Source organism: Acinetobacter sp. YH12040 (assembly GCF_013420005.1).
Taxonomy (GTDB): domain Bacteria; phylum Pseudomonadota; class Gammaproteobacteria; order Pseudomonadales; family Moraxellaceae; genus Acinetobacter; species Acinetobacter amyesii.
Genome location: NZ_VOZB01000007.1, coordinates 164,616 through 189,507 on the forward strand (window position 1 = coordinate 164,616; position 24,892 = coordinate 189,507).

Below are 24,892 nucleotides of genomic sequence, written 5' to 3' on the forward strand. Positions count from 1 at the left end.
TAAAAAATTCAGAGCCGATTTGACTCTGATTTTTCCATTTTCTTTTGATTTAAACTGTTTTACTGACTGCCCCATCCTGCTGGTGCATAACCTAAACGAACACGCTGTGGGTGATTGCCAACTGGAACTGTGATGACTTTTTCACCTGTTGCAAAATCAATCACGGTTACTGCATCTGTGGCACTTTCAGAAATGACACAGCGCTTACCATCTGGACTTTGTGTTGCCCAATACGGTTTGCCTGCAGCAATCAATTTCGCCGCGGTCAAAGTTTTACGATCGACGATGGTGGCATAATCATCCATCGTTCCTGCAACACATAGTTTTTCACCATCTCCACTGATCGAAAGCCCATGATGGCGTGAGTCATTTACCCATTTCGTGCGATCAGAGGGAATAGTTGTACTTCCCGGAAGCTGTGCAATGCGTGTGACTTTGCCTTGATTGAGATCATATTCGACCAAGCCATTAAAAAATGAGACTTGTGCATAGATTTTGGATTCGTCTTTGCTAAACACAATTGGACGCACAGCGTTCGATAGGTCTTTACGGCCAAAGGCATCCAATGCAGGACGAAAATCAATTTTCTTCAAGACTTTAAAATTATTAGCATCGGCAATGGTGATATAGCGTTTGCCTTTGGTAAAGTCTTGCCAAGATGCATCCATGGCTGTTTCGACATTACCAATGGCTGAATTTAAGATTTTAGTACCGTTGGCAAAATAGATATTTTCATGCGGTTTATCGCCCGTCGCAAAACGTCCTAGTTCTTTGCCCGTGTTGATATCGAGTACTTGTACGACATTCCCTGAAGATGCTGAAACAGCAACTTGTTGCCCATCGGGTGAAACCGCCATATGGTCTGCGCGAAATCCTTCAACTGGTGTGCGCCAATTGATTTTTCCTGTTGCTATGTTAATCGAGACTACATCTGCATAACTTGGGCGTGATGCAACTACCGATTTACCATCTGGTGTGGAATACATGTCATCGACCAATTGATCATTTCCCTCTCCTGCTGTATTACGAATATAGCTATAGGCAATCAATTTTACTGGGTTAAGGTAAATTTCAGTGAGCCGTTCTTTTTTGTCGGGCACCATATTGATGACACCAACTTTCTGATAGTTTTTTGCAGGATTGATGACTGTAACCGTACCATCCCAGTTATTGCCGACAAAAAAGACTTGCTGGCTATTGGGTGGAACGGGTGCAGTGGTTGTCGCTGCGAAAGTAAGTGGCGACACCGCAACCGTCATACAAAGAAGTGTCCTGATCCAGAGATTCTTTTTCATTTTTATTGTCCATTAATTTGTTTTTATGCATACCTTTTGAGCTACGTCATCAGATAAGTGTCGCTTTTTAAGCGCAAAGAAAGCTTATTCAATATACAAGTGTAGATATAGCGTATTTGTTTTAATTCCGATGAGTTGTTGATTAAAACCAAGTCTTCAATCTGCATTCACTTTTTGGGAAGCAAAAAAAAGCACCCGAAGGTGCTTTTTTAGTTCATCAAATGATTAGTAAATAATTTGATTATTGTTGATTAGGTCATCTAGTTCGACTTTGCTCGTTTGATTTAGCAAAATTACGAGATCTTGTGATTCGTATGTTTCACCAGAACCGTCACGGTCAATTGAAATCACAGCTGAATCAGTTTCTTCGTCATATTCTACTGTTACAAACTCTGCGAGATTCGCTTCAGTTGCATCATCAGAAAGTAATGATGAGATGTCGATTTGGTCAGTTGTAGAAAAATCATTTACGGTTGTTAATGCATTTCCACCCAAATTGTCGTCTGCGAGAAGGTCGAAAACAATATCATCACCAATAAGTAAACTTTCACTTTCTAATGAGAACATCGCAAACGATGCTGTCGCAGTCACTGTTTCCTGAATAGGAAGCACATTGTTACTGTTTCCTAACTCTGTTTCGAGCTGGGTTGTAAGTACATTTACATCTTGAATTGAGGTTTCAGGGACTGTAACTTTCACGACAAAATCTTCAACTTGACTACTTGAAGTGCCTTGATAAGTATAATACCCATCTGAATCTTTGCTTACTGATATACCATTTACCGAAACTTTGGCATCAACTAAAGCATCAAGAGCAGTAGATTTAAATTTCACACCATTTACATTCACATTTGCCTCTGCATCATTTAAAACTTCTGCATGTAAAGTAAATTGTAAAATTTTCTCTGGAACGCCTGCTTCCGGAGCTACTACACCAAGTTGATCCTGTCCATTTTGATTTTTCTCACCTGTCTTAGCAATTTGAGTTCCATCCGCAAATAGCATACCTTCCAACATATTAATTTGGAAACCACTTACATTTTGGACACCCGTAATACTCAAGTTAAAACCATCAATATAGTTGGTTGTATCAGAGTTGTTTAAAATCATTGAATTGACAGGATATTTTTCACCTGAATACGCTTCATCAAATACAATCCAGTCACTAGGTGAACCTTTAGAACTTGTAAATCCACGAGGCATTTTCTGCAAGAAATCTTGACTACCAACTTTTATAGAAAGTACATCATAAATATTCACCCAATTAATGATAACGATTTCAGAATTGCTATCATCACCTCTATAATTAGCAAATTTATCTAAAGCACTAGCAATTTTATTAAAGTCACCATCATTTGCTGGATCTTGAATAATTGCTTGCATCTCTGCAGCAATATCTACAATTTTCGCTCCCGCAACAAGATCATTAGAAACATAATTACCTTCAGCATCTTTATAAATCGTACCTAGGTTTGGAACGTTAATCACTGAACTTGACGCACCACCACCAGTTCCACCTGATGTTGACCCTGATACCGAAATTTCACTTGTTAATGTTGCTTTTAACTCAATGAGTTCAGCATTGCCAGTTACAGGAGTTGTAACTTTACCATCAGTAACTTGAAGACTTATCGAAGGCAATACAGCACCTGAATTTAGCTGATCCGCACCTTTCTGAGTTAAGGTTACAGATTGATCAGCCACTGATAATTGATAGAAACCGTCGGCACTAACTGTCGAGCCATTAGCAAATGTCACGGTCAGACTATCATTATCTGCATCCGATGCAGCATATGTAGCAATTTTTTGACCCGAAACAGCTGCACCAACAGTGACTACTTCTGGTTCAATTTCAATTTCAGGTGCTACGTTTGTTACAGAAGCAGGATATAAAATTACACCGAACTCTAGTTCTGAACTTGCAGTTGAACCATTCGATTTTTCAGTTGCAACAGATTCAAGCTTCACATTCAACTGTAAAGAATTACCTGTAACAACCAAACTTGGTGGTGCAATCGCCACTAAGCTTGAACCTTCGATACTCATGCTATCAGCGACAAAACTTAAATTGCCATTTGTATCCGCAGTTCCAAGCAATACTCGAGTTCCGTCCTCTGTAATAGCATAAATTTTCATACCTTCAACCAAACCAGAGAAATTCAGTGTTAAGCTTTCTGAACTATCGAGATCATTCAAACTAGTATTAAGTAGACCAAGAGAAATATCCTGTCCAACTTCACCACTTAGGTTGAAATATGGTCTATGGAAACCATTTTGATCTTTATCGGTACTACTTCCTTGAATCAAGTCAGATACTTGCCATTCCACAGAAGGATTAGTCTGTTGATAAAAATTATTCAGATCTGATACAGCAGCATCAAGACTAGGATAATAACTTATCTTATCACCATGTGACTGATCGATTAATTGGAAATCATAGTTACCCTCACCTGCTTGGTTATGCATGTAGAAATTAAAGGTATAGAACCCTGACTCTTTAGCGGTAAAGCTAAGGTCTACCGATTGGCTCAAACCTCCCCAACTCACAAATACAGGATCTTGGTTTCCAATAATCAACATACCACTATCATCTGCTTTACCTTTATAGCTATAAGTATGCCCAGCTTCCAAATACACATAACCTGTAATTGCAACGCCTTCATAGGTTGCTACACTTGAATCAACCAAACTTGTAGTTTCACTCGTGCTTGCAGGTGGAAGAGTTGTATTTTTCGAACTGGTTAAGTATTCAAAAACCGTTCTCAAGGTATCTGCTGGCATGCCATTACCATTACCTTGCAATAAATTATAAGATTTTCCATCAACAGTAACAGTTTTAAGATTATTCCAAGTTTGAATATTTAAATTAACAGCCGTTGGGCTCCAATCTAATAAATCTAATGTTAAAGAAGGCTTATCTGCCACTGCATCAACAACAATTTCCAATTCACCTGAAGTCACATGTTTACCATCAGAAACATTAAATTCTAGGCCTGCATATACTCCGCCGTCAGTTGCTGAAGCTTCGTTAGCATCTGGCGCAAATACAACTTTTCCGGCATTAATATCAGCATAAGATAGTGTTTGACCCACGTTGATTGGTGTTTTATTCCCAGCAGCATCTACGATTGTCAATACACCATCTTTTGGCAGATTTGTTACCGTAATAACAAGCTGATCATTTGCTGTATTTGCATCTGAAATACCAAAATGCGCCCATGTTAATGTCACACTTAGATCTTCTCTCGTAACCACTTGGGTTGTCTCAACTTCAGGAGCGATATTGTCCACTGGGACAGTTTTATCTACTTCCTCACCCGGATTACCTGATTCATCTTCATAGCTATCTGTTGGGACAGTTACTGTAACGTTACCATCAACCCCCGGAGGGACTTCACCAGTCACCACATATGAGCCATCTGGTTGTTTCACTGGCGGCGTAAATGGTACTTCGATTGGACCATTTGGACCTTCAACAATGATCTTCTCTTCTGTAATCGTCGATGGATCGACATCATCCGGATAAGTCACAGTGATCTTACCGTCTGGTGTAATCGTCACTTCTGCTTTTGGTGGAATGGTATCGACAGGTGTTTCTGTCGTTGTAACGTCATCACCCGGATTACCTGATTCATCTTCATAGCTATCTGTTGGGACAGTTACTGTAACGTTACCATCAACACCCGGAGGAACTTCACCAGTCACCACGTATGAGCCATCTGGTTGTTTCACTGGCGGCGTAAATGGTACTTCGATTGGACCATTTGGACCTTCAACAATGATCTTCTCTTCTGTAATCGTCGATGAATCGACATCATCCGGATAAGTCACAGTGATCTTACCGTCTGGAGTAATCGTCACTTCTGCTACAGGCGGAACAGTATCTACATCAGCAGATTTTTGATCTAAAGTACCTTTGTTACCTACATCATCTTGATAACTACCCCCTGGAACAGTCACCACGATACCAGTTTCAGTACCTTCAGGAACACGCCCCACCAATACAAGCGGATCATCTTGACTTGGGACAAATTCAACAACGATAGGATTACCAGACTTGTCCGTTACTGTGATTTTTCCAGTTTGGATGGTACTTGGAACCGTATCATCATCAAACGTTAAAGTAATCTGACCATTTGGTGTGATATCGATATCAACATTAGGTGCAATGGTATCTACTGGTTCAGTGACATCAACCTGAGCGCCCGGATTACCCGTTTCATCGGTATAACTACCAGTCGGAATACTAACTGTAATATCAGTATCATTTCCGTTCGGTACTTTACCTGTAAAGGTCTTGCCATCTGTCGAAGGTGTTAATTCAACCACTACTGGATCGCCATCTTTATCAGTGAAAGTGATCGTCGATGTATCAATCGAATCTGGGTTGGTATCTTCAGGATATTTAATAACAATGTCACCATTCGGTTGAATTGTCACAATTGCAGTTGGTACGTCGGTATCGACTTTGCCATTACCTGAATTTGGTTCACCTGGGTTACCTGATTCATCTTCATAAGATGTACCCGGAACGGTCACTGTTACTGTGCCATCTACACCCGGAGGAACTTCACCCGTTACCACATAAGAGCCATCAGGTTGTTTCACTGGTGGTGTAAACGTTACTTCGATCGGACCTTTTGGACCTTCAACAATGATCTTCTCTTCTGTAATCGTATCTGGATCAACATCATCTGGATAAGTCACTGTGATCTTACCATCTGGTGTAACAGTCACTTCGGCTTTAGGTGGAATGGTATCGACAGGAACCGTCGTATCAACCTCTTCACCTGGATTGCCTAAGGTATCTTCATAACTGTCTGTTGGAACTTTAACAGTCACATCACCATCTGTACCTTCAGGAACTTCACCTGTCACCACATATGAACCATCAGGTTGTTTCACTGGTGGAGTAAATGGTACTTCGATTGGACCATTTGGACCTTCAACAACAATTTTACCTTCTTCAATGCTGTCAGGATTAACATCATCTGGATAAGTCACTGTGATCTTACCATTTGGTGTAATGCTGATTTCAACTTCAGGAGATTGTGTGTCTACTGTTGCAGAACTACTTCCTTTACCACCTTTATTGCCAACTTCATCTGCATAAGAACCCGCAGGCACAGTTACCGTAACTTTGCTATCAATACCATCTGGCACTTGTCCAACAAGTGTTAAACCATTTTCGCTCGGCGTAAATGTCACAGGGACTTTATTGCCATTTCCGTCAACAATCACAATTTTTGAGGTATCGATGGTCGATGGTACAACATCGTCTTCATATTTCAGTGTGATTTGACCTTCTGGCGTAATTACCACTTCAACTTTTGGTGCAATCGTATCCACTGGGTCGGTTTTTACTGACGTCGTATTGTCGTTACCAGTAGTATCCTTGAAGCTGTTTTCAGGCACAGTCACTGTGATATTTTCATCAATCGCAGTTGGCACTTTACCTGTGTAAGTCAAGCCATCATTTGAAGGAACAAAATCAACCACAATGGTATTGCCCTTGCTATCTTTCACGACAATGTCAGTTGGATCGATGGTTGTTTTATCAGCATCAGGTGAATATGTAATGATAATTTCACCATTCGGTTCAATCGTCACTTCAGCCGCTGGAGATTCAGTATCAATTGCTCCTTGTTTTTCAACAGGCTCGCCTGAATTTCCTGTGGTGTCTTCATAAGAACCCGCAGGGACTTTCACTACGATGTCACCATCCGTACCTTCTGGTACTTCACCATTCACCACATATGAGCCATCTGGTTGTTTCACAGCAGGTGTAAATGGTACTTCGATTGGACCATTTGGACCTTCAACTACGATCTTATCTTCAGTAATTGTCGATGGATCGACATCATCTGGATAAGTCACAGTGATTTTACCGTCAGGTGTAATCGTCACTTCAGCTGTTGGTGTATCTGTATCCACATTACCCGGTTGAGCAACAGGCTCGCCTGAGTTACCTGTAGTGTCTTCATAAGAACCCGCAGGGACTTTCACCACGATTTCGCCATCTGTACCTTCAGGCACTTCACCATTCACCACATATGAGCCATCTGGTTGTTTCACTGGCGGAGTAAATGGCACTTCGATTGGACCATTTGGACCTTCAACCACGATCGACTCTTCTGTAATTGTCGATGGATCAACATCATCAGGATAAGTGACAGTGATCTTACCGTCTGGAGTAATGGTTACGGTTGCTTTTGGTGTGTCGGTATCAATCGTACCCGGTTGTTCAACTGGCTCACCTGAGTTACCCGTAGTATCTTCATAAGAACCCGCAGGTACTTTCACTACGATCTCGCCATCAACGCCTTCAGGTACTTTCGCAGTGTAGGTACCATCTGGTTGTTTTTCGAAAGTCACATCAGAAATTGGGCCTTTAGGACCTTCTACAACAATACCTGTCGTATCAATCGTGTCAGGATCTGTATCTTCTGGATAAGTCAGTGTGATCTTACCGTTTTCATCGATTTGAACATCAACAACTGGAGATTCGGTATCTACCGTAGCTGGTTGTTTTACAGGTTCGCCTGAGTTGCCCGTAGTGTCTTCATAAGAACCCGCAGGCACTTTCACGACGATGTCGCCATCGATGCCTTCAGGCACTTTCGCTGTAAATGTACCATCAGGTTGTTCTTCAAAGGTTACACCCGGAATCACTTCACCATCTGGACCTTCCACAATAATACCTGTGGTATCAATGGTGTCTGGTTTTGTGTCTTCTGGATATGTAATGGTGATCTTACCATCTGGTGTCACAGTCACTTCTGCTACAGGCGGAGCTGTATCCACTGTAACTGTTTCAGAACCTTCTTCACCTGGGTTACCTGCTTTATCTGAATAAGATGCTTCAGGCACTTTTACTGTAATCGAGGTATCTACACCTGTAGGCACTTGACCGGTATAAGTCAAACGATCTTCAGATGGCGTGAAATCAATCACTACTGGTTTGCCATCTAGACCTGTAATCACAAAGTCTTTTAGATCAATCGTTGCAGGATCGACATCTGGTGCAAATGTTACTTTGATCTCACCTTGTGGGGTGATGTCAATTTGAACTGTTGGTGCATCATTGTCTAAATCTGGGTTACGAATTGCAGGTTCTGAAGTCACTGTATCTGTTTTCGCAGTTGCAGTGATTGAGTTTTCCGGTTTGATTTCAGTTGCAGGAACTTTCAGTGTCCACTGACCTGTAGGCGTAATATCCGCAGGATCAACAGTATATTCAGTGCCGTTCACATCGACAGTAATAGCCGCATTCGGGTTCGAAATTGTACCGGTGATAATGAAGTTACCATCTTCATCAGTCAATTCAGCCATTTCTTCTTCATTAATGACATCATCACCCGCAATCACATTGATCGAAATCAATGGTAAAGACACAGTGTCTTTCGTTGGGTTGCCATCTTGGTCTGTTGTAGACGCAGATAAGTCATCACCATCTTTTAATGGAAGTTCAGTCGTTGTTGTCCACGTACCATCTGGACCTGCTTTCACTGGTGGTAATTCTGTACCATCAGGCAAAGTCACAACCACATCATGACCCGGCTCAGTTTTACCTGTAATCACGGTCACGTGCGTGCCATCTTCCGCAGTATTTGGTGTAACGCTGTCAATATTGACAGTAATTAAACGATCACTGTCACCCGAACCTTTATTGCCAGCTTCATCTGTATAACTTTCAGGAAGGACTTCAACAGTTACTGTTTGACCCGGTTCAACTTTGAGTTCAACTGACCATTTTCCAGTCACTGCGTCAAATGTTGGCTGACCCACAACTTGACCACCTGTTACTTTCAAATCAGCAGAGCTGAAGCTTTCAGGATCAATGTTCTCGCTGAATTCGAAAGTTGCTGTTGCTTTGCTATCAGTCGCTTGGGCTATGATATCTACAGTCACTGTTGGCGCAATAGTATCTACATCTACAGTTTCTTGATTATTTACACCTGGGTTACCCACCAAGTCAGTGTATGAACCTGTTGGAACTTCAACTGTAATTTGCTCATCCACACCTGAAGGGACTTTACCTGTATAAGTCAAGCCATCTTCAGAAGGTGTTAGCGTCACCTCAACAGGTTTACCGTCTTTATCAGTGATAATAATTGTTTCAGGATCAATCGATTTCGGATCAACATCATCTTCAAATTTCACCACGATATCGCCTGTAGGCGTTAAAGTGATTTCAACAGTTGGCGCGATGGTATCGACAGGATATTTACCTGTACTTGGTGTACCTGGGTTTCCTGTCAAATCTTCATAAGAGCCTGCTGGTACATCGACAGTCACTTTACCATCGATACCTTCTGGCACTTTAGCGGTATACGTTAAGCCGTCTGGTGATGGCGTTAACTCAACAGTGATCTCTTTCCCTGTAGGATCTTTCACCACAATCGCATCTGGTTTGATGGTTTTCGGATCGGTATCTTCAGGATAAGTCACGGTGATATTGCCTTGCGGATCAACCGTTACAGTCACTTCAGGAACATCAGTATCAACCAATTTACTGTCGATATCATATTGACCTTCATTACCTGTTTTATCTTGGTAACTGCCTTCAGGCACAATCACGGTCACTTTTGAATCTACATTTGGTGGAATTTGACCTGTCAGGGTTAAACCATCTGGAGATACCGTTAATTCAACTTTAATCGGATTACCATTTTCATCTGTAATCACGATGTCTTTTGGATCAATCGTAGTTGGATCGACATCGTCTTCATATTGAATAACAATCGAACCTTGTGGTGTTAAAGTGATTTCAACACTTGGACGGTCAGTATCGACATTGCCTTGAGTTTCACCCACTTTACCCGGATTGCCAGTCAAGTCTTCATACGAACCTTCTGGAACGGTAACAGTCACTTGACCGTCAACACCTTCAGGGACTTTAGCGGTCACAACAACAGTGCCATCTGTTTGTACTTCAGGCGTACCAAATTCAACAGTGATTGGGCCTTTAGGACCTTCAACCGTAATCGTGCTAGTACCAATAGTCGTTGGATCAGTATCTTCAGGATAAGTCAGGATAATATCGCCATTCGGAGTGATTTCTACACCCACTTGTGGACGATCTGTATCCACTGAGCCTTTGCCTTCGCCTGATTTACCCGGATTTCCTGTAAGGTCTTCATACGAGTTTTCAGGAACTTCAACCGTTACTGTACCGTCGATACCTTCTGGCACTTGACCTGTATACGTTAAGCCATCTTCTGACGGTGTTAAAGTCACAGTGATTTCGTTACCTTCAGGATCTTTCACCACGATCTTATCTGTCGTGATTGTTGTTGGATCAGTATCTTCAGGATAAGTTACGACAATTTGACCTTCAGGCGTCACAGTCACTTTGACTTGCGGACGGTCTGTATCAACATCACCTTTGCCTTCACCTGCTTTACCCGGATTTCCTGTAAGGTCTTCATACGAGTTTTCAGGAACATCAACCGTTACTGTACCGTCGATACCTTCTGGCACTTGACCTGTATACGTTAAGCCGCCTTCTGACGGTGTTAAAGTCACAGTGATCTCATTACCTTCAGGGTCTTTCACCACGATCTTGTCTGTTGTGATTGATGTTGGATCGGTGTCTTCAGGATAAGTTACGACGATTTGACCTTCAGGTGTCACAGTCACTTCAACTTGTGGACCATCTGTATCGACATCACCTTTACCTTCACCAGCTTTACCTGGGTTACCTGTAATGTCCTCATAAGAGTTTTCAGGAACTTCAACAGTGACTGTGCCATCCACACCATCTGGAACATGACCTGTATAGGTTAAGCCGCCTTCTGACGGTGTTAAAGTCACAGTGATTTCATTACCTTCAGGGTCTTTCACCACAATCTTATCTGTTGTGATCGACGTTGGATCGGTATCTGTAGGATATTCAACAATGATTTGACCTTCAGGCGTTACCGTTACTTCAACTTGTGGACGATCTGTATCTACATCACCGTCACCTTCACCAAGTTTACCTGGGTTACCAGTGATGTCTTCATAAGAACCTTCTGGCACTTCCACAGTGACTGTACCGTCGATACCTTCTGGCACTTGACCTGTATACGTCAAGCCACCTTCAGATGGTGTCAAAGTCACAGTGATCACATTGCCCGATGGATCTTTAACAACGACGTCTTTTGGATCAATGGTCGCTGGGTCAGTGTCTTCAGGATAAGTCACGATGATTTGACCTTCAGGAGTCACTGTCACGTCAACTTGCGGACGGTCTGTATCTACAGAACCTTCACCGCCACCGACTTTACCTGGGTTACCTATAAGGTCTTCATAAGAACCTTCAGGCACGTCTACAGTCACTTTACCGTCGATACCTTCTGGCACTTTACCTGTATACGTTAAGCCATTATCTGATGGTGTTAACGTTACAGTGATGTCATTACCTGATGGGTCTTTAACGATAATGTCTTGAGGATCAATAGTCGTTGGATCAGTATCTTCAGGATAAGTTACGATGATTTGACCTTCAGGCGTCACCGTTACTTCAACTTGTGGACGATCTGTATCCACATCTCCTTCGCCTGTTCCAGCTTTACCCGGATTACCTGTTAAGTCTTCGTATGAATTTGTAGGAACTGAAACCGTTACCTTACCGTCAATACCTTCTGGCACTTGACCTGTGTACGTTAAGCCATCTGCAGATGGTGTTAACTCAACAGTGATCACCTTGCCTGATGGATCTTTAACAACGATATCTTTTGGATCAATAGACTTCGGATCAACATCATCTTCATAAGTCACCACAATTTCACCTTGCGGTGTAATGGTCACATTTACTGTAGGTGAAGTTGTATCAACAGATTCACTTGCAGAACCTTTAGTACCATTGTTACCACTGAAATCTTGATAACTGTCTTTTGGTACAAGTACAGTCACTTTGCCATCCACTGGGCTTGTGATTTTACCTGTAACGGTTAAGCCATCTTCAGACACTGTGTATTCCACAGTCACTTTCTTACCGAACTGATCAACCACTGTATAATCTGCAACATCAACCGTTGAAGGATTAACATCAGATTCGTACTTGATGGTAATCAAACCTTGTTCTGTCATTTCAACAGTCACAGAAGGTGCTTGATTATCTAAACCAGGTTGACGTTCAGCTGTATTTGACGTTGCTGTATCTGTGGTTGCTTGTGCAGTCACGGTGTTGCTTTCTTTCACATCTGCAACTGGAACACGGATGCTCCATTGGCCTTGTGGAGTCACAGTCACTTGTGAACCGCTATAAGGCGTACCATTAAAGTTCACAACCAAATCTGCTGCTGGATTACTGATCGTACCTGTCACTGTAATAAAGTTTTGACCGTCTACAGTTTCAGTTAAATCAGCCAATTCTGTTTCATTGATGACATCATCACCCGCAATTACATCGATGTAAACGAATGGCAATTCAACTTCATCACCAGTGCTGACGACATCACCGTTTTTATCTTCATAAGTGGTTGTCGCAGAAACTTCGTTACCATCTTTCAAAATACCCGGAACGGTTAATTCCCACAGACCATCTGGACCTGATTATACTATCAATGGTGTATCTTGACCCGGAACGAGCACACTCACTTCGCTATTGGGTTCAGTCTTACCTGTAATAACAGTAATATCATCGCCATTCGAATCTGTATTTGGCGTTACACCGGTAATTTTAAGTGTAATCAATTGATCTTGATCACCCTTACCTGTGTTGCCCGCAACGTCGCTATAACTGTCATCTTTCACTTCAACAGATACGGTTACACCTGGCTCAGTTTTAAGTTCAACAGTCCACGTAAATTCATCGACTTGGGTAATAGTGCCAACAACCTTGCCACCTGTAACAATCAAATCATTCGTAGAAAAAGTTGCAGGATCAATTTTTTCTGTAAAGGTAAATGTAGCCGTTGCTGAAGTATGGTTCGTAGATGAAGAGGTCACTGTTACAGCAACTTCAGGCGCAATCGTATCTACAGTCGTTGTGTCCTGACCTTCAACACCCGGATTACCTGTTACGTCTTCGTATGAACCTTCAGGTACAGTCACAGTAATTGTGCCGTCTACACCTACAGGAACTTTACCGGTTACAGTGATTGAACCATCTGATTGAGTCACAGGTGTACCAAAGTCAACCACGATGTCATTGCCATTTGGATCTTTGACTGTGATTTTATCAGTGGAGATTGAAGATGGATCGGTGTCGTCTGGATAAGTCAGTACGATGTCACCATTTGGTGTCACGCTTACTTCAACTTGTGGACGGTCTGTATCAACTGGTATACCTTCGCCACCATTGGCTTGACCCGGTAGACCTGGGTTACCCGCGGTATCTTCGTATGAACCTTCTGGTACAGTCACAGTAATTGAACCATCAACACCTGCAGGAACTTTACCGGTTACAGTGATTGAACCATCTGGTTGTGTCACAGGTGTACCAAAGTCAACCACGATGTCATTGCCATTTGGATCTTTGACAATGATTTTATCTGTGGTGATTGAAGATGGATCGGTGTCATCTGGGTAAGTCAGTATGATGTCACCATTTGGTGTAACAGTTACTTCAACTTGTGGACGGTCTGTATCGACTGGTGTACCTTCACCACCATTGGCTTGACCCGGTAAACCAGGGTTACCTGCGGTATCTTCGTATGAACCTTCAGGTACAGTCACAGTAATTGAACCATCAACACCTTCAGGAACTTTACCCGTTACAGTGATTGAACCGTCTGGTTGAGTCACTGGTGTACCAAAGTCAACCACGATGTCATTGCCATTTGGATCTTTGACAATGATTTTATCGGTCGTAATAGAATTTGGATCAGTATTCTTCGGATAGGTCAAAACAATCGTGCCATCAGGCGTAATGCTGACTTCAACTTGTGGACGTTCTACCGGTGGTTTTGATGAACTGCTACCACCTGAACCACCAGCCAAACCAATCCCGCCAGCAACTAAACCACCACCCACTAACCATGGTACTAGCCCACCAAAACTAGAAGATGCTGGTGGTAATAAAACTTCTAAACCTGCAATTTCTTTAAAGCTCGCAACACCATTCGTAAAATCGAACCATAAGAATGCACATTCATCATCTTCAAATACTAAATCAGAAACTAAACCGTCTTCATATTGTGCAAAAAAATTCTCAATGGTAATTACTTCACCATTTTTCAATTTAATTATTAATGTATTACCGTCTTGTAAAAATTCTTGAACATCTTCTCTATGTAATTTGGTTTGAATTATTGATGCATCTTCCAAAACAATACGGTTAGCAGACAAGCTGACCTTATTCAGAGTAATTTTGTCAACTATAACCAATTCTTTCATATTAATTCGCCATTATTAATTTAGTAACATCTAGTAACGAGTCTAACAAAGTGTTATTTTTTCCTCAATAAAGTTCTTTCAATATATTTCTTTAAATAATGTTTTTAATATTATTTAAACGATTATTTATCCTTATTACATTACTCGGAATACATTATGTATAAGACTTTCACTACCATTGCGTTAAGCGCATCACTTGTTGCATGTTCAACTTTTCCTGGCGTAAATAAGTATGCAAAACCAGATAATTTGTTGTTTCAAAACAATAGGATTGATGCATACAAAATACATGTTCAACGTGATGAAAAATTATGCGCAGATGATCAAGCTAAGAACCAAAAATGTGCAACTAAGCTCTATATAGATGAATTTAAAGCGGGTGATTTTTATATTAATAATTCTGCTGATTTTTATTTAAAAGAAGGCGAATACCAATTTAAGGTGAAAAATTGTACAAATCATTGTGAAAATTATTCAGTTAGCTATTGTGTAAACGAAAAGTCACTTTTGAATAACTTATTACTTACAGTTGATAATAACGGCAAACCTGTTATATTAAATAATGATGGCACTAGGATTAATAATTGCCCGATTAGAGAAAATGCTCTAAAAAATGTAATAAAACCAATTGAACCGAGTTTAGATAATATAAACTTAGCTGCCGATTCTTTATTTAAATTTAATGGTGGCAAACTAAACGATTTACTTCCTGCAGGTAAATCAAGCTTGAATGAACTAGCAACTAAACTTAATAACCAATATGCACGTATTGATATGATTAAGCTTACCGGACATACCGACCGTTTAGGCAGTGAAAAATATAATCAGCAACTTGCATTGCAACGTGCACTAACTGTCAAAAATTACTTAATGAACCAAGGGATTGCTGCTGATAAATTAAGTTTCGCTTCAGCAGGTGAAACTCAGCCTGTAACCAATGGTTGTTTTGATGTGCAAGATCGAAATGCCTTAAAAGCTTGCTTACAAGCAGACCGCCGTGTTGATGTGCAAATTCTTGGTATAAAAAAACCTTAAATAAGTATGCGTTCCTTAAGCTAACTAGTGTTTAAGGAACGCTTTATATAAAAAAGATAAAACCTATTTTTTCGGACTTTTAAGCTTGAACGAGTTAAAATGCCTTGAGAATTTTGTGCTACTTTGAAATGAATCATGACTTTCAGCACCACCAGCCTTCGTAAACAACTCCGCAAGCAGCGTCGTAGCCTAAACCTATGGACCCAACGACAAGCTGAACAACAAGTCCTACAGCGTTTAGTCAGACTCAGTCATTTTCAGAGCAGTCAGCATATAGGCGTGTATTTACATGCATTCGGTGAAATTCACACTCAAAAGATCATCCACTACTGTTTTGCGCATCAAAAACACGTGTATTTACCCATGATTTGCAACATGAATCAGCAACTGGTTTGGGTTGAAATCTCACGTCATCAATACATCAACAAACGTTTTTCTCATCACCCACTCGGTATGAAAGAACCGATGGCAAGTCGTGGGAAGCATGTTTCTCATCTTGACCTTTTAATCATGCCCTTGCTGGCTTGCGATAAGTACGGCACACGTATTGGTATGGGGGGTGGCTTCTACGATAAAACATTAGCAACAGCCCACTCTACCCCCTACCGTTTAGGACTTGGTCATGATTTTCAACTCATTCAAGACCCCTTGGTCCGAGAGGCATGGGATCAACCGCTAGATGGCTTTATTAGCCCATCTCAAACTTTAAGATTCAAACGTTAATTTGATATTTTTGACACTGAGTTACACTTAAAAATCACATATTTAGTCATTTTTTACACATTTTAATTGGCATGACCCTTGTAATTTAAAAAATACACATCACTATAAAAAACATGGCAACACCGTTGTCACTCATTAGGAGTGCCCATGTCTGAGATTATTATGAATGAAGAAAGCTTGGAAACTACAATTCCGAGCGTATTACCGCTCTTAGCGCTACGAGATGTGGTTGTATATCCTCACATGCAAATTGCACTGTTTGTGGGTCGTGAAAAGTCGATCAATGCAGTCAATGTCGCACGTGACAGTGACAATCTTGTATTCGTAGTTGCACAAAAAGATTCGCTTACAGAAGAAATTGATCACGACAATTTATATCAATACGGTACTGTCGCGAAGATTGTGCAAGTTGTGAATCATGAGAATGATGAAAACTGTATAAAAGTACTGATTGAAGGCTTATATCGTGCCAAGTTAGAAAAAATTATCGATACCGATGATTACCTGACTGCCGAGCATTCATTAAGCCCAATGACGGTTTCTGTTGACTCAGAAACTCAGAATAACCGTGTGGAAGAATTACGCACCTTATTTGCTCAATATGCAGAAGCAAAATTGCGTAACGCACGTGAATTGATTGCAGCAGCCAATAAAATTGATGATTTGCTGCAATTATTATTCTTCGTAGCAACACGCGTGCCTTTGAATATTGATGTAAAACAAAAGTTCTTAGAGCATGATGAATTTGAAGCACATTTAGCTGAGCTGATGACGTATTTATTACAACAGTCAGAAGAACAGCAAATTGAGCAAACCTTACATGATTCTGTAAAACGCCAAATGGAAAAGAATCAGCGTGAATACTTCTTAAATGAAAAAATGAAGGTCATTCAACGCGAACTTTCTGACATGAATGGCGGTGCTGAAGATGACGTTGCAGAAATTGAAAAACGTCTAGCTGAAGCCGATTTACCTGAACATGTACGCAAGAAAGCTGAAAATGAGTTCCGTAAGCTAAAAGCAATGCAACCTGCTTCGAGCGAAGCTGCTGTCGTGCGTAACTATCTAGAAGTTATTTTAGATACGCCTTGGAACAAAGCCAGCAAAGTCAGCATTAACCTTGCGAAAGCTCAAGATATTCTTGATGCCGATCACTATGGTTTAGACGACGTGAAAGACCGCATCGTGGAATACCTTGCTGTTCAATCACGTGTGAAAAAGCTTCGTGGCCCAATCCTGTGCTTAGTTGGTCCTCCAGGTGTAGGTAAAACTTCACTCGGTGAATCTGTTGCCAAAGCAACTGGCCGTGAATTTGTCCGTATGGCGCTTGGCGGCGTGCGTGATGAAGCTGAAATCCGTGGTCACCGTCGTACTTATATTGGTGCGATGCCAGGTAAAATTGTGCAGTCTTTGACAAAAGTTGGCGTAAAGAACCCACTGTTCTTACTCGATGAAATTGACAAAATGGCGCAAGACTACCGTGGCGACCCTGCTTCAGCATTGCTTGAAGTCCTAGATCCATCACAAAACAGCAAGTTCAATGATCACTACTTAGATCTTGATCTAGACCTTTCTGAAGTGATGTTCATCTGTACTGCAAACAGCATGAATATTCCAGAAGCTTTGCTTGACCGTATGGAAGTGATTCGTCTACCGGGTTACACCGAAGATGAAAAAGTGAATATTGCTGAACGTTACCTTGTTCCAAAAGCCATCAAGAATAATGGTCTGCGTGCAAAGGAATTAACCATTCACGAAGAAGCCATTCGCGATATCGTACAACGTTATACACGTGAAGCCGGTGTCCGTAGCTTAGAACGTGAAGTGTCGAAAATTGCACGTAAAGTGGTAAAAGAAGCAGTGAGCAAGAAAGCGAAAAATCTTCAAATTGAAGTGAATTCGAAAAATCTTCCTGACTACTTAGGACCACACAAATTCGACTTCGGTATGGCCGAAGAAGAAGCTGAAGTGGGTCGTGTAAATGGCTTGGCATGGACATCTGTTGGTGGTGAACTGCTAACGATTGAAGTTGCAGCAGTAAAAGGTAAAGGCAAGTTCATTACCACCGGTTCTCTTGGCGATGTCATGAAAGAATCGATCACAGCAGCGATGACCGTTGTACGTACCCGTGCAGATGAACTAGGTATTGAAGCGATCCGCTTTGAAGAAACTGATGTGCATGTGCATTTACCAGAAGGCGCAACACCGAAAGATGGTCCATCTGCTGGTTTGGCCCTAACTACCGCACTTGTTTCAGCGTTTACAGGCATTGCGATTCGTCCAGATATTGCGATGACCGGTGAAACCAGTCTTGGTGGCCGTGCAATGCGCATTGGTGGTTTAAAAGAGAAACTTCTCGCTGCTCACCGTGGTGGCATCAAGCTTGTCTTTATCCCACAAGACAACGTTCGTGACTTGACTGAGATTCCAGACAATGTCAAAGAAGGTCTAGAAATTAAACCAGTGAAATCGATTGATGAGATTTTACCTCTAGCCTTGGTTGATATGCCGAAACCTCTTGCAAAGACACCGATTGTCAAAGCAACTGAAGGTGGCAAAGCTGCTCGTCACTAAGCGCTAACAACTAGCAATAAAAGAAAAAAAGCCCTGTTTGGACAGGGCTTTTTTTATCCATTATTCATACTGAATATTCTAAACTTGTCGTTCAAATCCATCGCTATGACAAGACTCAAGACAATAGCTACAACCTTTAATTGGATAACTATTTCAAATTTGACGTCAAGATCAGTAATAGCCAATAAGAAAGTCTTACAAAATTTGTATGCTATTACTTGAAATATCTCCCTCTATCCCACATATATAGTAGAGAGATATACGCGCTGTATGTTTCTTTATTGGTTCCAATCACGTCTAAAAGCGTGATGATCATTGGAACAAGATGGTCATCTACATCTCCAGGTAGATGACCTTTTATCGCAGTCCACAGGCTTTCGGGGCTGCGTTTTTTATGTCATGTGTTTAAAGACATGCTATTTCAAATTTAAGATGGTTTTCACCAAACCATCGATCACTTGAGCCATTTTGTCTAAGTTTAATTTATCCAAGGTATCTTGCTCGGTGTGATAGTGCTTATTACGATAAAATGCAGTATCAGTGATCATCATCGCCGGCATATCAAATTGCCAATAATTCATATGATCTGAAAAATCCACACCCTGAATAAATGAGGGTGAAATCAAGCGTTCACATTGCAACTGCTTCAATGACTCCATCGCAGCACAATACGATGAGGTTAAGTCACGAGACTGAATATTCCCCACCGATGCAATAAAATTCGTATGTGATGGATAAATCCATTTCAGCCCAACAGGATATTCTTGGGTGACTTTCGGATCAAAATAACCAATCATTTCCAGAATATACACACCTGAAATTTTATTCTTTTCCTTTGCTACCGATTTTGCATGGATAAAACTGCCCATCGACTCTGTTCTAAAATATGGCGGTTCTTCGAGGGTATAAAATACAAATTCAATATTTTGTTTTAAACGCGCTTTTTCAGCCGAAAGAATCCGAGCAGCTTCGAGTACACCTGCAACGCCAGAAGCATTATCATCAGCGCCATGCTGCTCCTCAAATACATCGTAGTGCGCGCCAATGATCACTCGGTTGCTATGCCCTGCATTTAAGGGACAGACCACATTACGGTATGGTTGGCTATTTACGGTATAGGTTTGAAAACGGCAATTCACACCAAATAAACGCATCTGCTCACGAATCCAATCAGACACCCGATTTAACTCTTGAATGTTCTTATAGTTACGATATTCAGCTTCATTACCAATAATTTGCTCTAAATAGACTTTTAAATTATCCGGTTCAGCGGTTCTAATATTGTTGGCATACGCCGCAAATGAACACCATGCAAAAATTGAAAGCATTGCTGCTTGCTTGAACAAAAATAATTTACCGTCCTGCCATGTTTTTTTCATTGTTATTATTCCAATTTTCATCTTTGATCTAATCTGTTTATGCTGCGTATTTAAACAGCAAGCAGAACACGATTTCAATTGCAAATTGTGTCTGAACATACAAAGCGCAAGCGAACCGTTATAATGCTCTTTTGTATACTTTCAGGCGCTGTATGAAAATTCGTATTCTGACAATCGGTCAAAAAATGCCAGCATGGGTTCTGACGGGTTTTGAAGATTATTTCAAACGTATTCAGCCATTTGTTCAAACGCAGATCATTGAACTGCCTATGGCTAAACGTGGCAAGAACGACTCAGAAGCCGACATTTTAAAATACCGTCAAATTGAAGGTGACAGCATTTTAAATGCCATGAAATCGAATGAAGTGCTGATCGCCTTAGAAGTCGGTGGTCGTGAGTTTAGTACCGAAAAACTAGCTGAAACCATGAAAGGTTGGATGCTTGAAGGCAATGATGTGGTTCTAGCTATTGGTGGGCCAGATGGACATTCTGAAGCAGTGCGTAAAGCAGCAGCATGGCACTGGTCTTTGTCTAAACTAACTTTGCCGCATCCAATGGTTCGTGTCATGCTCATCGAACAGCTATACCGTGCAATGAGTATTAACCATAATCACCCTTACCATCGTGCGGGTTAATCCGAACTGACTCCAGTATCTACAGCAAGTACAGCGTTGCAACAATGAAACAAACCGTTGAAATTATCCGAATTGTTACGCTGAATAATTTAGTGCATGATCATCATATTCCTTTAAACAACCAACGGCGACCGCGATGAATTTACAAACACTTCCAGGTTTATTTATTTCCCATGGCTCACCTATGCTTGCCATCAATCCTGAGCAAGTCGGTCCTGCGTTGGAACGTTTAAGCCTGAATCTTCCAAAGCCGGAAGCCATTATTATTATGTCCGCGCATTGGGAAAGTAACGCACTAGAAGTAAGTACCAGTGCCCGTCCTGAAACTTGGCATGACTTCCGTGGCTTCCCTGCGGAACTTTATGATATCCACTATCCTGCACCGGGTAACCCAGAGCTTTCTGAAGAAATCCTTCATTTGCTTGCCAATGCAGGTTTATCTGCACATGCCAACAGCACCCGTCCACGAGATCATGGCGTTTGGATGCCGTTGTTGCATATGTATCCTGATGCCGACATTCCTGTAATTGAAATATCACTACCGATGACCATGTCTGCGCAAGAGATCTATAAAATTGGACAAACGCTTGCACCTTTACGTGACAAGCAAATCCTGTTGATTGGATCGGGCAGTATTACTCATAACTTACGTGAATTGGCTTGGGATGGACGTGCAGCAGCCGTGCCTGAATGGGCGTCTACATTCCGTAATTTTGTGGTCAATAAGCTCACTCATCAAGATTTTGATGCAGTTCTCGATTGGCAAAATATCCCATTTGTGCAACGCAACCATCCGACCATTGAACATTTTGCACCCATCTTCTTTGCGATGGGTGCAGGCCCCCGCTTCTCTATTGTTCACAGTAGCTTTAGTATGGGTTCGCTGGGTATGGATATTTATCGTTTTGATTAAACGTGAATAAAACGAGATAGCTTGACTTATTCATAATTCATATTAATAAGTTAACAAATTATTATTTATGGATACATTTTGCTACTTATTTGAGCTGAATGTATTCATATTTTTTTAAAATGAATGGGTTATGCTACAGGCTGAAATTCACTTAGAACAGTTAGCGTAATGAAATTAAAATATTTAGCGATCGCCCTCTTCCCTTTAGCCCTTGCAGCATGTCAATCAAGCGATATCCAAAAAGCTGGAGATTTAGCCGTGAGCGTATTACAACAACAAAATGCTGATAAAACTTTAGCTTCATATCAATGGAGCACCACCACTGAAAATGCACCAAAACCTTTAGTTTTAAATTTTCTAGAAAATGGCACTTTGGGTATTTCAACCAGCTGTAATAGCATGTCAACCCAATGGAAAGTGGAACACAATACACTTGTAACAGGTAACATTGCATCTACCATGATGGCGTGTCCTGATAATGCGATGAAACAAGAAGGACTTGCATCTTCACTCTTTAGTGACCGTAAAGCACCTTTTGTTTTAAATACTACAGATCCACAAAATCCAACGTTAACCATTATCTCTGCAACAGGTGAGAAACTGGTGTTCACTGGAAAATTAACACCTGAAACCCAATATAACTCACAAGGCGAAACGATTTTCCTAGAAGTCAGTCCTGAAACGAAACAATGTACAGGCGTTGCTCCACAAACTTGTTTGCAAGTGCGTGAAGTGAAGTACGATGAAAAAGGCCTAAAAACACAAGTTGATAAAGACTGGACCTTATTTTACGATCAAATTGAAGGCTTTAAGCACACTCCTGCAGAACGCCAAATTATTCGCGTAAAACGTTTTGAACGTAAAAACCCTGCTGCTGATCAATCAAAATATGCCTATATTTTTGATATGTCAGTCGAACGTGAAGCTGTAAAAGGTACCTTGTAAGTTACAGCCTATAAAAAGCCGAGGTCATCGCCTCGGTTTTTTTATCTTCACGACTGCAAACGCTAATCAGCCGTGCAAAGTTTTCAAATCACGATGTACTGTTCAGCCAATGCTTTAGCGATGTAAATTTAAAGCTACTACAAAAGCAAAATGCCCTGCCTGAATTCATCCTGACGAATCGCAATCAACAGACAGATATTTTTAAGCATACAGCGAATTACCTATTGACGCGATTTTGAAGCAGAACAATTAACTCAAAAGACGTGGGTTCTCGTAGAGAATACCGCTCTCCCGCCCAAATAACTTACACATTCAACAATGGCCGTATGACATTTTTAATGGCTGTAATCGCATTGGCCACAATTATGATGTAGAAAAGCATAATTTGCGTTTTATAGGAGATGTAGGGAGTACACTGAAGTTCAGCTCACAGTTACATCGGTCAGGGCTTTATTTTTAAACGTTTGCTCGACCAACCCTTAAATTTTCACTTCAATGTTATGGATAGCGAAATTCAACTTACCCTGATGAGCACTAATTAACAATCCAATATATTCCAAACCATTCAGCCATAAAAAAACCGAGGCTTGAGCCTCGGTTTTCAGTTCAACTTACGGAGAACTTAGTAAACGCCTTGAGCAAGCATTGCGTCAGCAACTTTTACGAAACCTGCAATGTTCGCACCGTTTACGTAGTTCACAGTACCATCTTCTTCAGTACCGTATTTCACGCAGTTGCGGTGAATTTCTTTCATGATCGCGTGTAGACGCTCGTCAACTTCTTCGAAAGTCCAACCCAAACGAATTGCGTTTTGAGACATTTCAAGACCAGAAGTTGCAACACCACCTGCATTTGAAGCTTTACCTGGTGCATAAAGAATTTTCGCTTCAACGAATTTCTCAACTGCAGCCAAAGTAGATGGCATGTTTGCGCCTTCAGCAACACAGATTACGCCATTAGCAAGAAGAGCTTCAGCATCAGCTTCATCTAATTCATTTTGAGTTGCACATGGCAGCGCGATATCACATTTGATAGACCAAGGACGTTGACCTTCCAAATATTCAAAACCGTGCTTAGATGCAAATTCAGAAATACGGCCACGCTTAACGTTTTTCAATTCCATTACTTCAGCAAGAAGTTCCGTTGTGAAACCGTCTTTTACGTATACAGTACCAGCTGAGTCAGAAAGTGAAACCACTTTCGCACCTAAGTACATTGCTTTTTCAGCAGCGTATTGTGCAACGTTACCAGAACCCGAAATCGTTACAACTTTATCTTTAAAGCTATCGCCACGAGTTTTTAGCATTTCCTCAGCGAAATACACAGTACCGTAACCAGTTGCTTCAGGACGTGCAAGTGAACCACCGAAAGTTAAACCTTTACCAGTGAACACACATGCTGTGTCGTTGCTTAATTTTTTCATCATACCAGCCATGTAGCCCACTTCACGGCCACCTACACCGATGTCGCCCGCAGGGATGTCAGTGTTAGAACCAAGATGACGGTATAATTCGATCATTAATGCTTGACAGAAACGCATGATTTCGCCTTCAGATTTACCTTTAGGGTCAAAATCTGAACCACCTTTACCACCACCCATAGGAAGTGTAGTTAAGGCATTTTTGAAAGTTTGTTCAAAACCTAAGAATTTAAGAATTGAAAGGTTCACTGATGGGTGGAAACGCATACCACCTTTGAATGGACCAATTGCTGAGTTGTATTGAACACGGAAAGCACGGTTAACTTGAGTTTGACCTTTGTCATCTACCCATGAAACACGGAACTGAATTGCACGCTCAGGCTCAACAAGACGTTCTAGCAAACCGTAGTCAGCATATTGTGGGTTCTTTTCGATGAATGGCCAAAGGCTCGTCATCACTTCTTCAACAGCTTGAAGAAATTCAGGTTGATGTTCATCACGTGTTTTAACGTAGTCTAGGAAGTCGTTAAGGCTGTTATATTTCAACACTTAATCCTCAGCAGATGTATGGATCAAAATTGATCACAATTTTGATCAAAGATATATTTTGGCGCAAAATATTAAATATCTTTTGTAACTAATCAGCA

Annotated in this window: 11 protein-coding genes; 6 read left to right on the forward strand and 5 right to left on the reverse strand. The window is 41.1% G+C overall.

What is annotated here, in order from left to right; all coding sequences use genetic code 11:
• Positions 1–59: 59 nt before the first annotated feature.
• The 3 genes from FTT99_RS10120 to FTT99_RS10130 all read right to left on the reverse strand — a co-directional run bounded on the left by FTT99_RS10120 (position 60) and on the right by FTT99_RS10130 (position 14,621).
• Positions 60–1,259, reverse strand: coding sequence for a YncE family protein (locus FTT99_RS10120; protein ID WP_257229284.1), 1,200 nt, complete (start codon positions 1,257–1,259; stop codon positions 60–62).
• 261 nt (positions 1,260–1,520) lie between these two features.
• The gene (locus tag FTT99_RS10125) at positions 1,521–12,794 is read right to left on the reverse strand and encodes an Ig-like domain-containing protein (protein WP_180131135.1); all 11,274 of its coding nucleotides are present in this window, start codon (positions 12,792–12,794) and stop codon (positions 1,521–1,523) included.
• Positions 12,795–12,836: 42 nt separating this feature from the next.
• The gene (locus FTT99_RS10130; RefSeq protein WP_180131132.1) at positions 12,837–14,621 is read right to left on the reverse strand and encodes a BapA prefix-like domain-containing protein; all 1,785 of its coding nucleotides are present in this window, start codon (positions 14,619–14,621) and stop codon (positions 12,837–12,839) included.
• A 156-nt stretch (positions 14,622–14,777) separates the two neighbouring features.
• On the opposite strand from FTT99_RS10130, the gene FTT99_RS16505 reads away from it, so the two are divergent.
• From FTT99_RS16505 to lon, 3 genes are all read left to right on the forward strand, one after another.
• Entirely contained in the window at positions 14,778–15,656 is an 879-nt protein-coding gene (locus FTT99_RS16505; protein ID WP_257229283.1) for an OmpA family protein, read from the forward strand.
• Positions 15,657–15,791: 135 nt separating this feature from the next.
• Positions 15,792–16,379 (forward strand): 5-formyltetrahydrofolate cyclo-ligase, encoded by a 588-nt coding sequence (locus FTT99_RS10140; RefSeq protein WP_180131129.1) that lies wholly within the window; start codon positions 15,792–15,794, stop codon positions 16,377–16,379.
• Between the two features lie 147 nt (positions 16,380–16,526).
• Complete coding sequence (gene lon / locus FTT99_RS10145; protein WP_180131127.1) at positions 16,527–18,953, forward strand: endopeptidase La; 2,427 nt, start codon at positions 16,527–16,529, stop codon at positions 18,951–18,953.
• A gap of 416 nt (positions 18,954–19,369) precedes the next feature.
• Here the strand turns inward: lon and FTT99_RS10150 are convergent, their stop codons facing one another.
• Positions 19,370–20,281 (reverse strand): M20/M25/M40 family metallo-hydrolase, encoded by a 912-nt coding sequence (locus tag FTT99_RS10150; protein WP_180131146.1) that lies wholly within the window; start codon positions 20,279–20,281, stop codon positions 19,370–19,372.
• 203 nt (positions 20,282–20,484) lie between these two features.
• Between FTT99_RS10150 and rlmH the strand changes: the two genes are divergently transcribed.
• The 3 genes from rlmH to FTT99_RS10165 all read left to right on the forward strand — a co-directional run bounded on the left by rlmH (position 20,485) and on the right by FTT99_RS10165 (position 22,825).
• A complete protein-coding gene (gene rlmH / locus FTT99_RS10155) occupies positions 20,485–20,967 on the forward strand; it encodes a 23S rRNA (pseudouridine(1915)-N(3))-methyltransferase RlmH (RefSeq protein ID WP_078189858.1) in 483 nt (160 codons plus the stop codon).
• A 136-nt stretch (positions 20,968–21,103) separates the two neighbouring features.
• A complete protein-coding gene (locus FTT99_RS10160; protein WP_180131125.1) occupies positions 21,104–21,880 on the forward strand; it encodes a dioxygenase in 777 nt (258 codons plus the stop codon).
• A 168-nt stretch (positions 21,881–22,048) separates the two neighbouring features.
• Complete coding sequence (locus tag FTT99_RS10165; RefSeq protein ID WP_180035383.1) at positions 22,049–22,825, forward strand: META and DUF4377 domain-containing protein; 777 nt, start codon at positions 22,049–22,051, stop codon at positions 22,823–22,825.
• Between the two features lie 622 nt (positions 22,826–23,447).
• On the opposite strand, the gene gdhA is transcribed toward FTT99_RS10165, so the two are convergent.
• Positions 23,448–24,794 (reverse strand): NADP-specific glutamate dehydrogenase, encoded by a 1,347-nt coding sequence (gdhA, locus tag FTT99_RS10170; RefSeq protein ID WP_227591817.1) that lies wholly within the window; start codon positions 24,792–24,794, stop codon positions 23,448–23,450.
• Positions 24,795–24,892 lie beyond the last annotated feature (98 nt).

Bases quoted from the DNA above. Each gene is read 5' to 3' on its own strand.
- FTT99_RS10120 (WP_257229284.1), bottom strand. From the start codon at position 1,259: ATGACGGTTGCGGTGTCGCCACTTACTTTCGCAGCGACAACCACTGCA.
- FTT99_RS10130 (WP_180131132.1), bottom strand. From the start codon at position 14,621: ATGAAAGAATTGGTTATAGTTGACAAAATTACTCTGAATAAGGTCAGC.
- FTT99_RS16505 (WP_257229283.1), top strand. From the start codon at position 14,778: ATGTATAAGACTTTCACTACCATTGCGTTAAGCGCATCACTTGTTGCA.
- FTT99_RS10140 (WP_180131129.1), top strand. From the start codon at position 15,792: ATGACTTTCAGCACCACCAGCCTTCGTAAACAACTCCGCAAGCAGCGT.
- lon (WP_180131127.1), top strand. From the start codon at position 16,527: ATGTCTGAGATTATTATGAATGAAGAAAGCTTGGAAACTACAATTCCG.
- FTT99_RS10150 (WP_180131146.1), bottom strand. From the start codon at position 20,281: ATGCTTTCAATTTTTGCATGGTGTTCATTTGCGGCGTATGCCAACAAT.
- rlmH (WP_078189858.1), top strand. From the start codon at position 20,485: ATGAAAATTCGTATTCTGACAATCGGTCAAAAAATGCCAGCATGGGTT.
- FTT99_RS10160 (WP_180131125.1), top strand. From the start codon at position 21,104: ATGAATTTACAAACACTTCCAGGTTTATTTATTTCCCATGGCTCACCT.
- FTT99_RS10165 (WP_180035383.1), top strand. From the start codon at position 22,049: ATGAAATTAAAATATTTAGCGATCGCCCTCTTCCCTTTAGCCCTTGCA.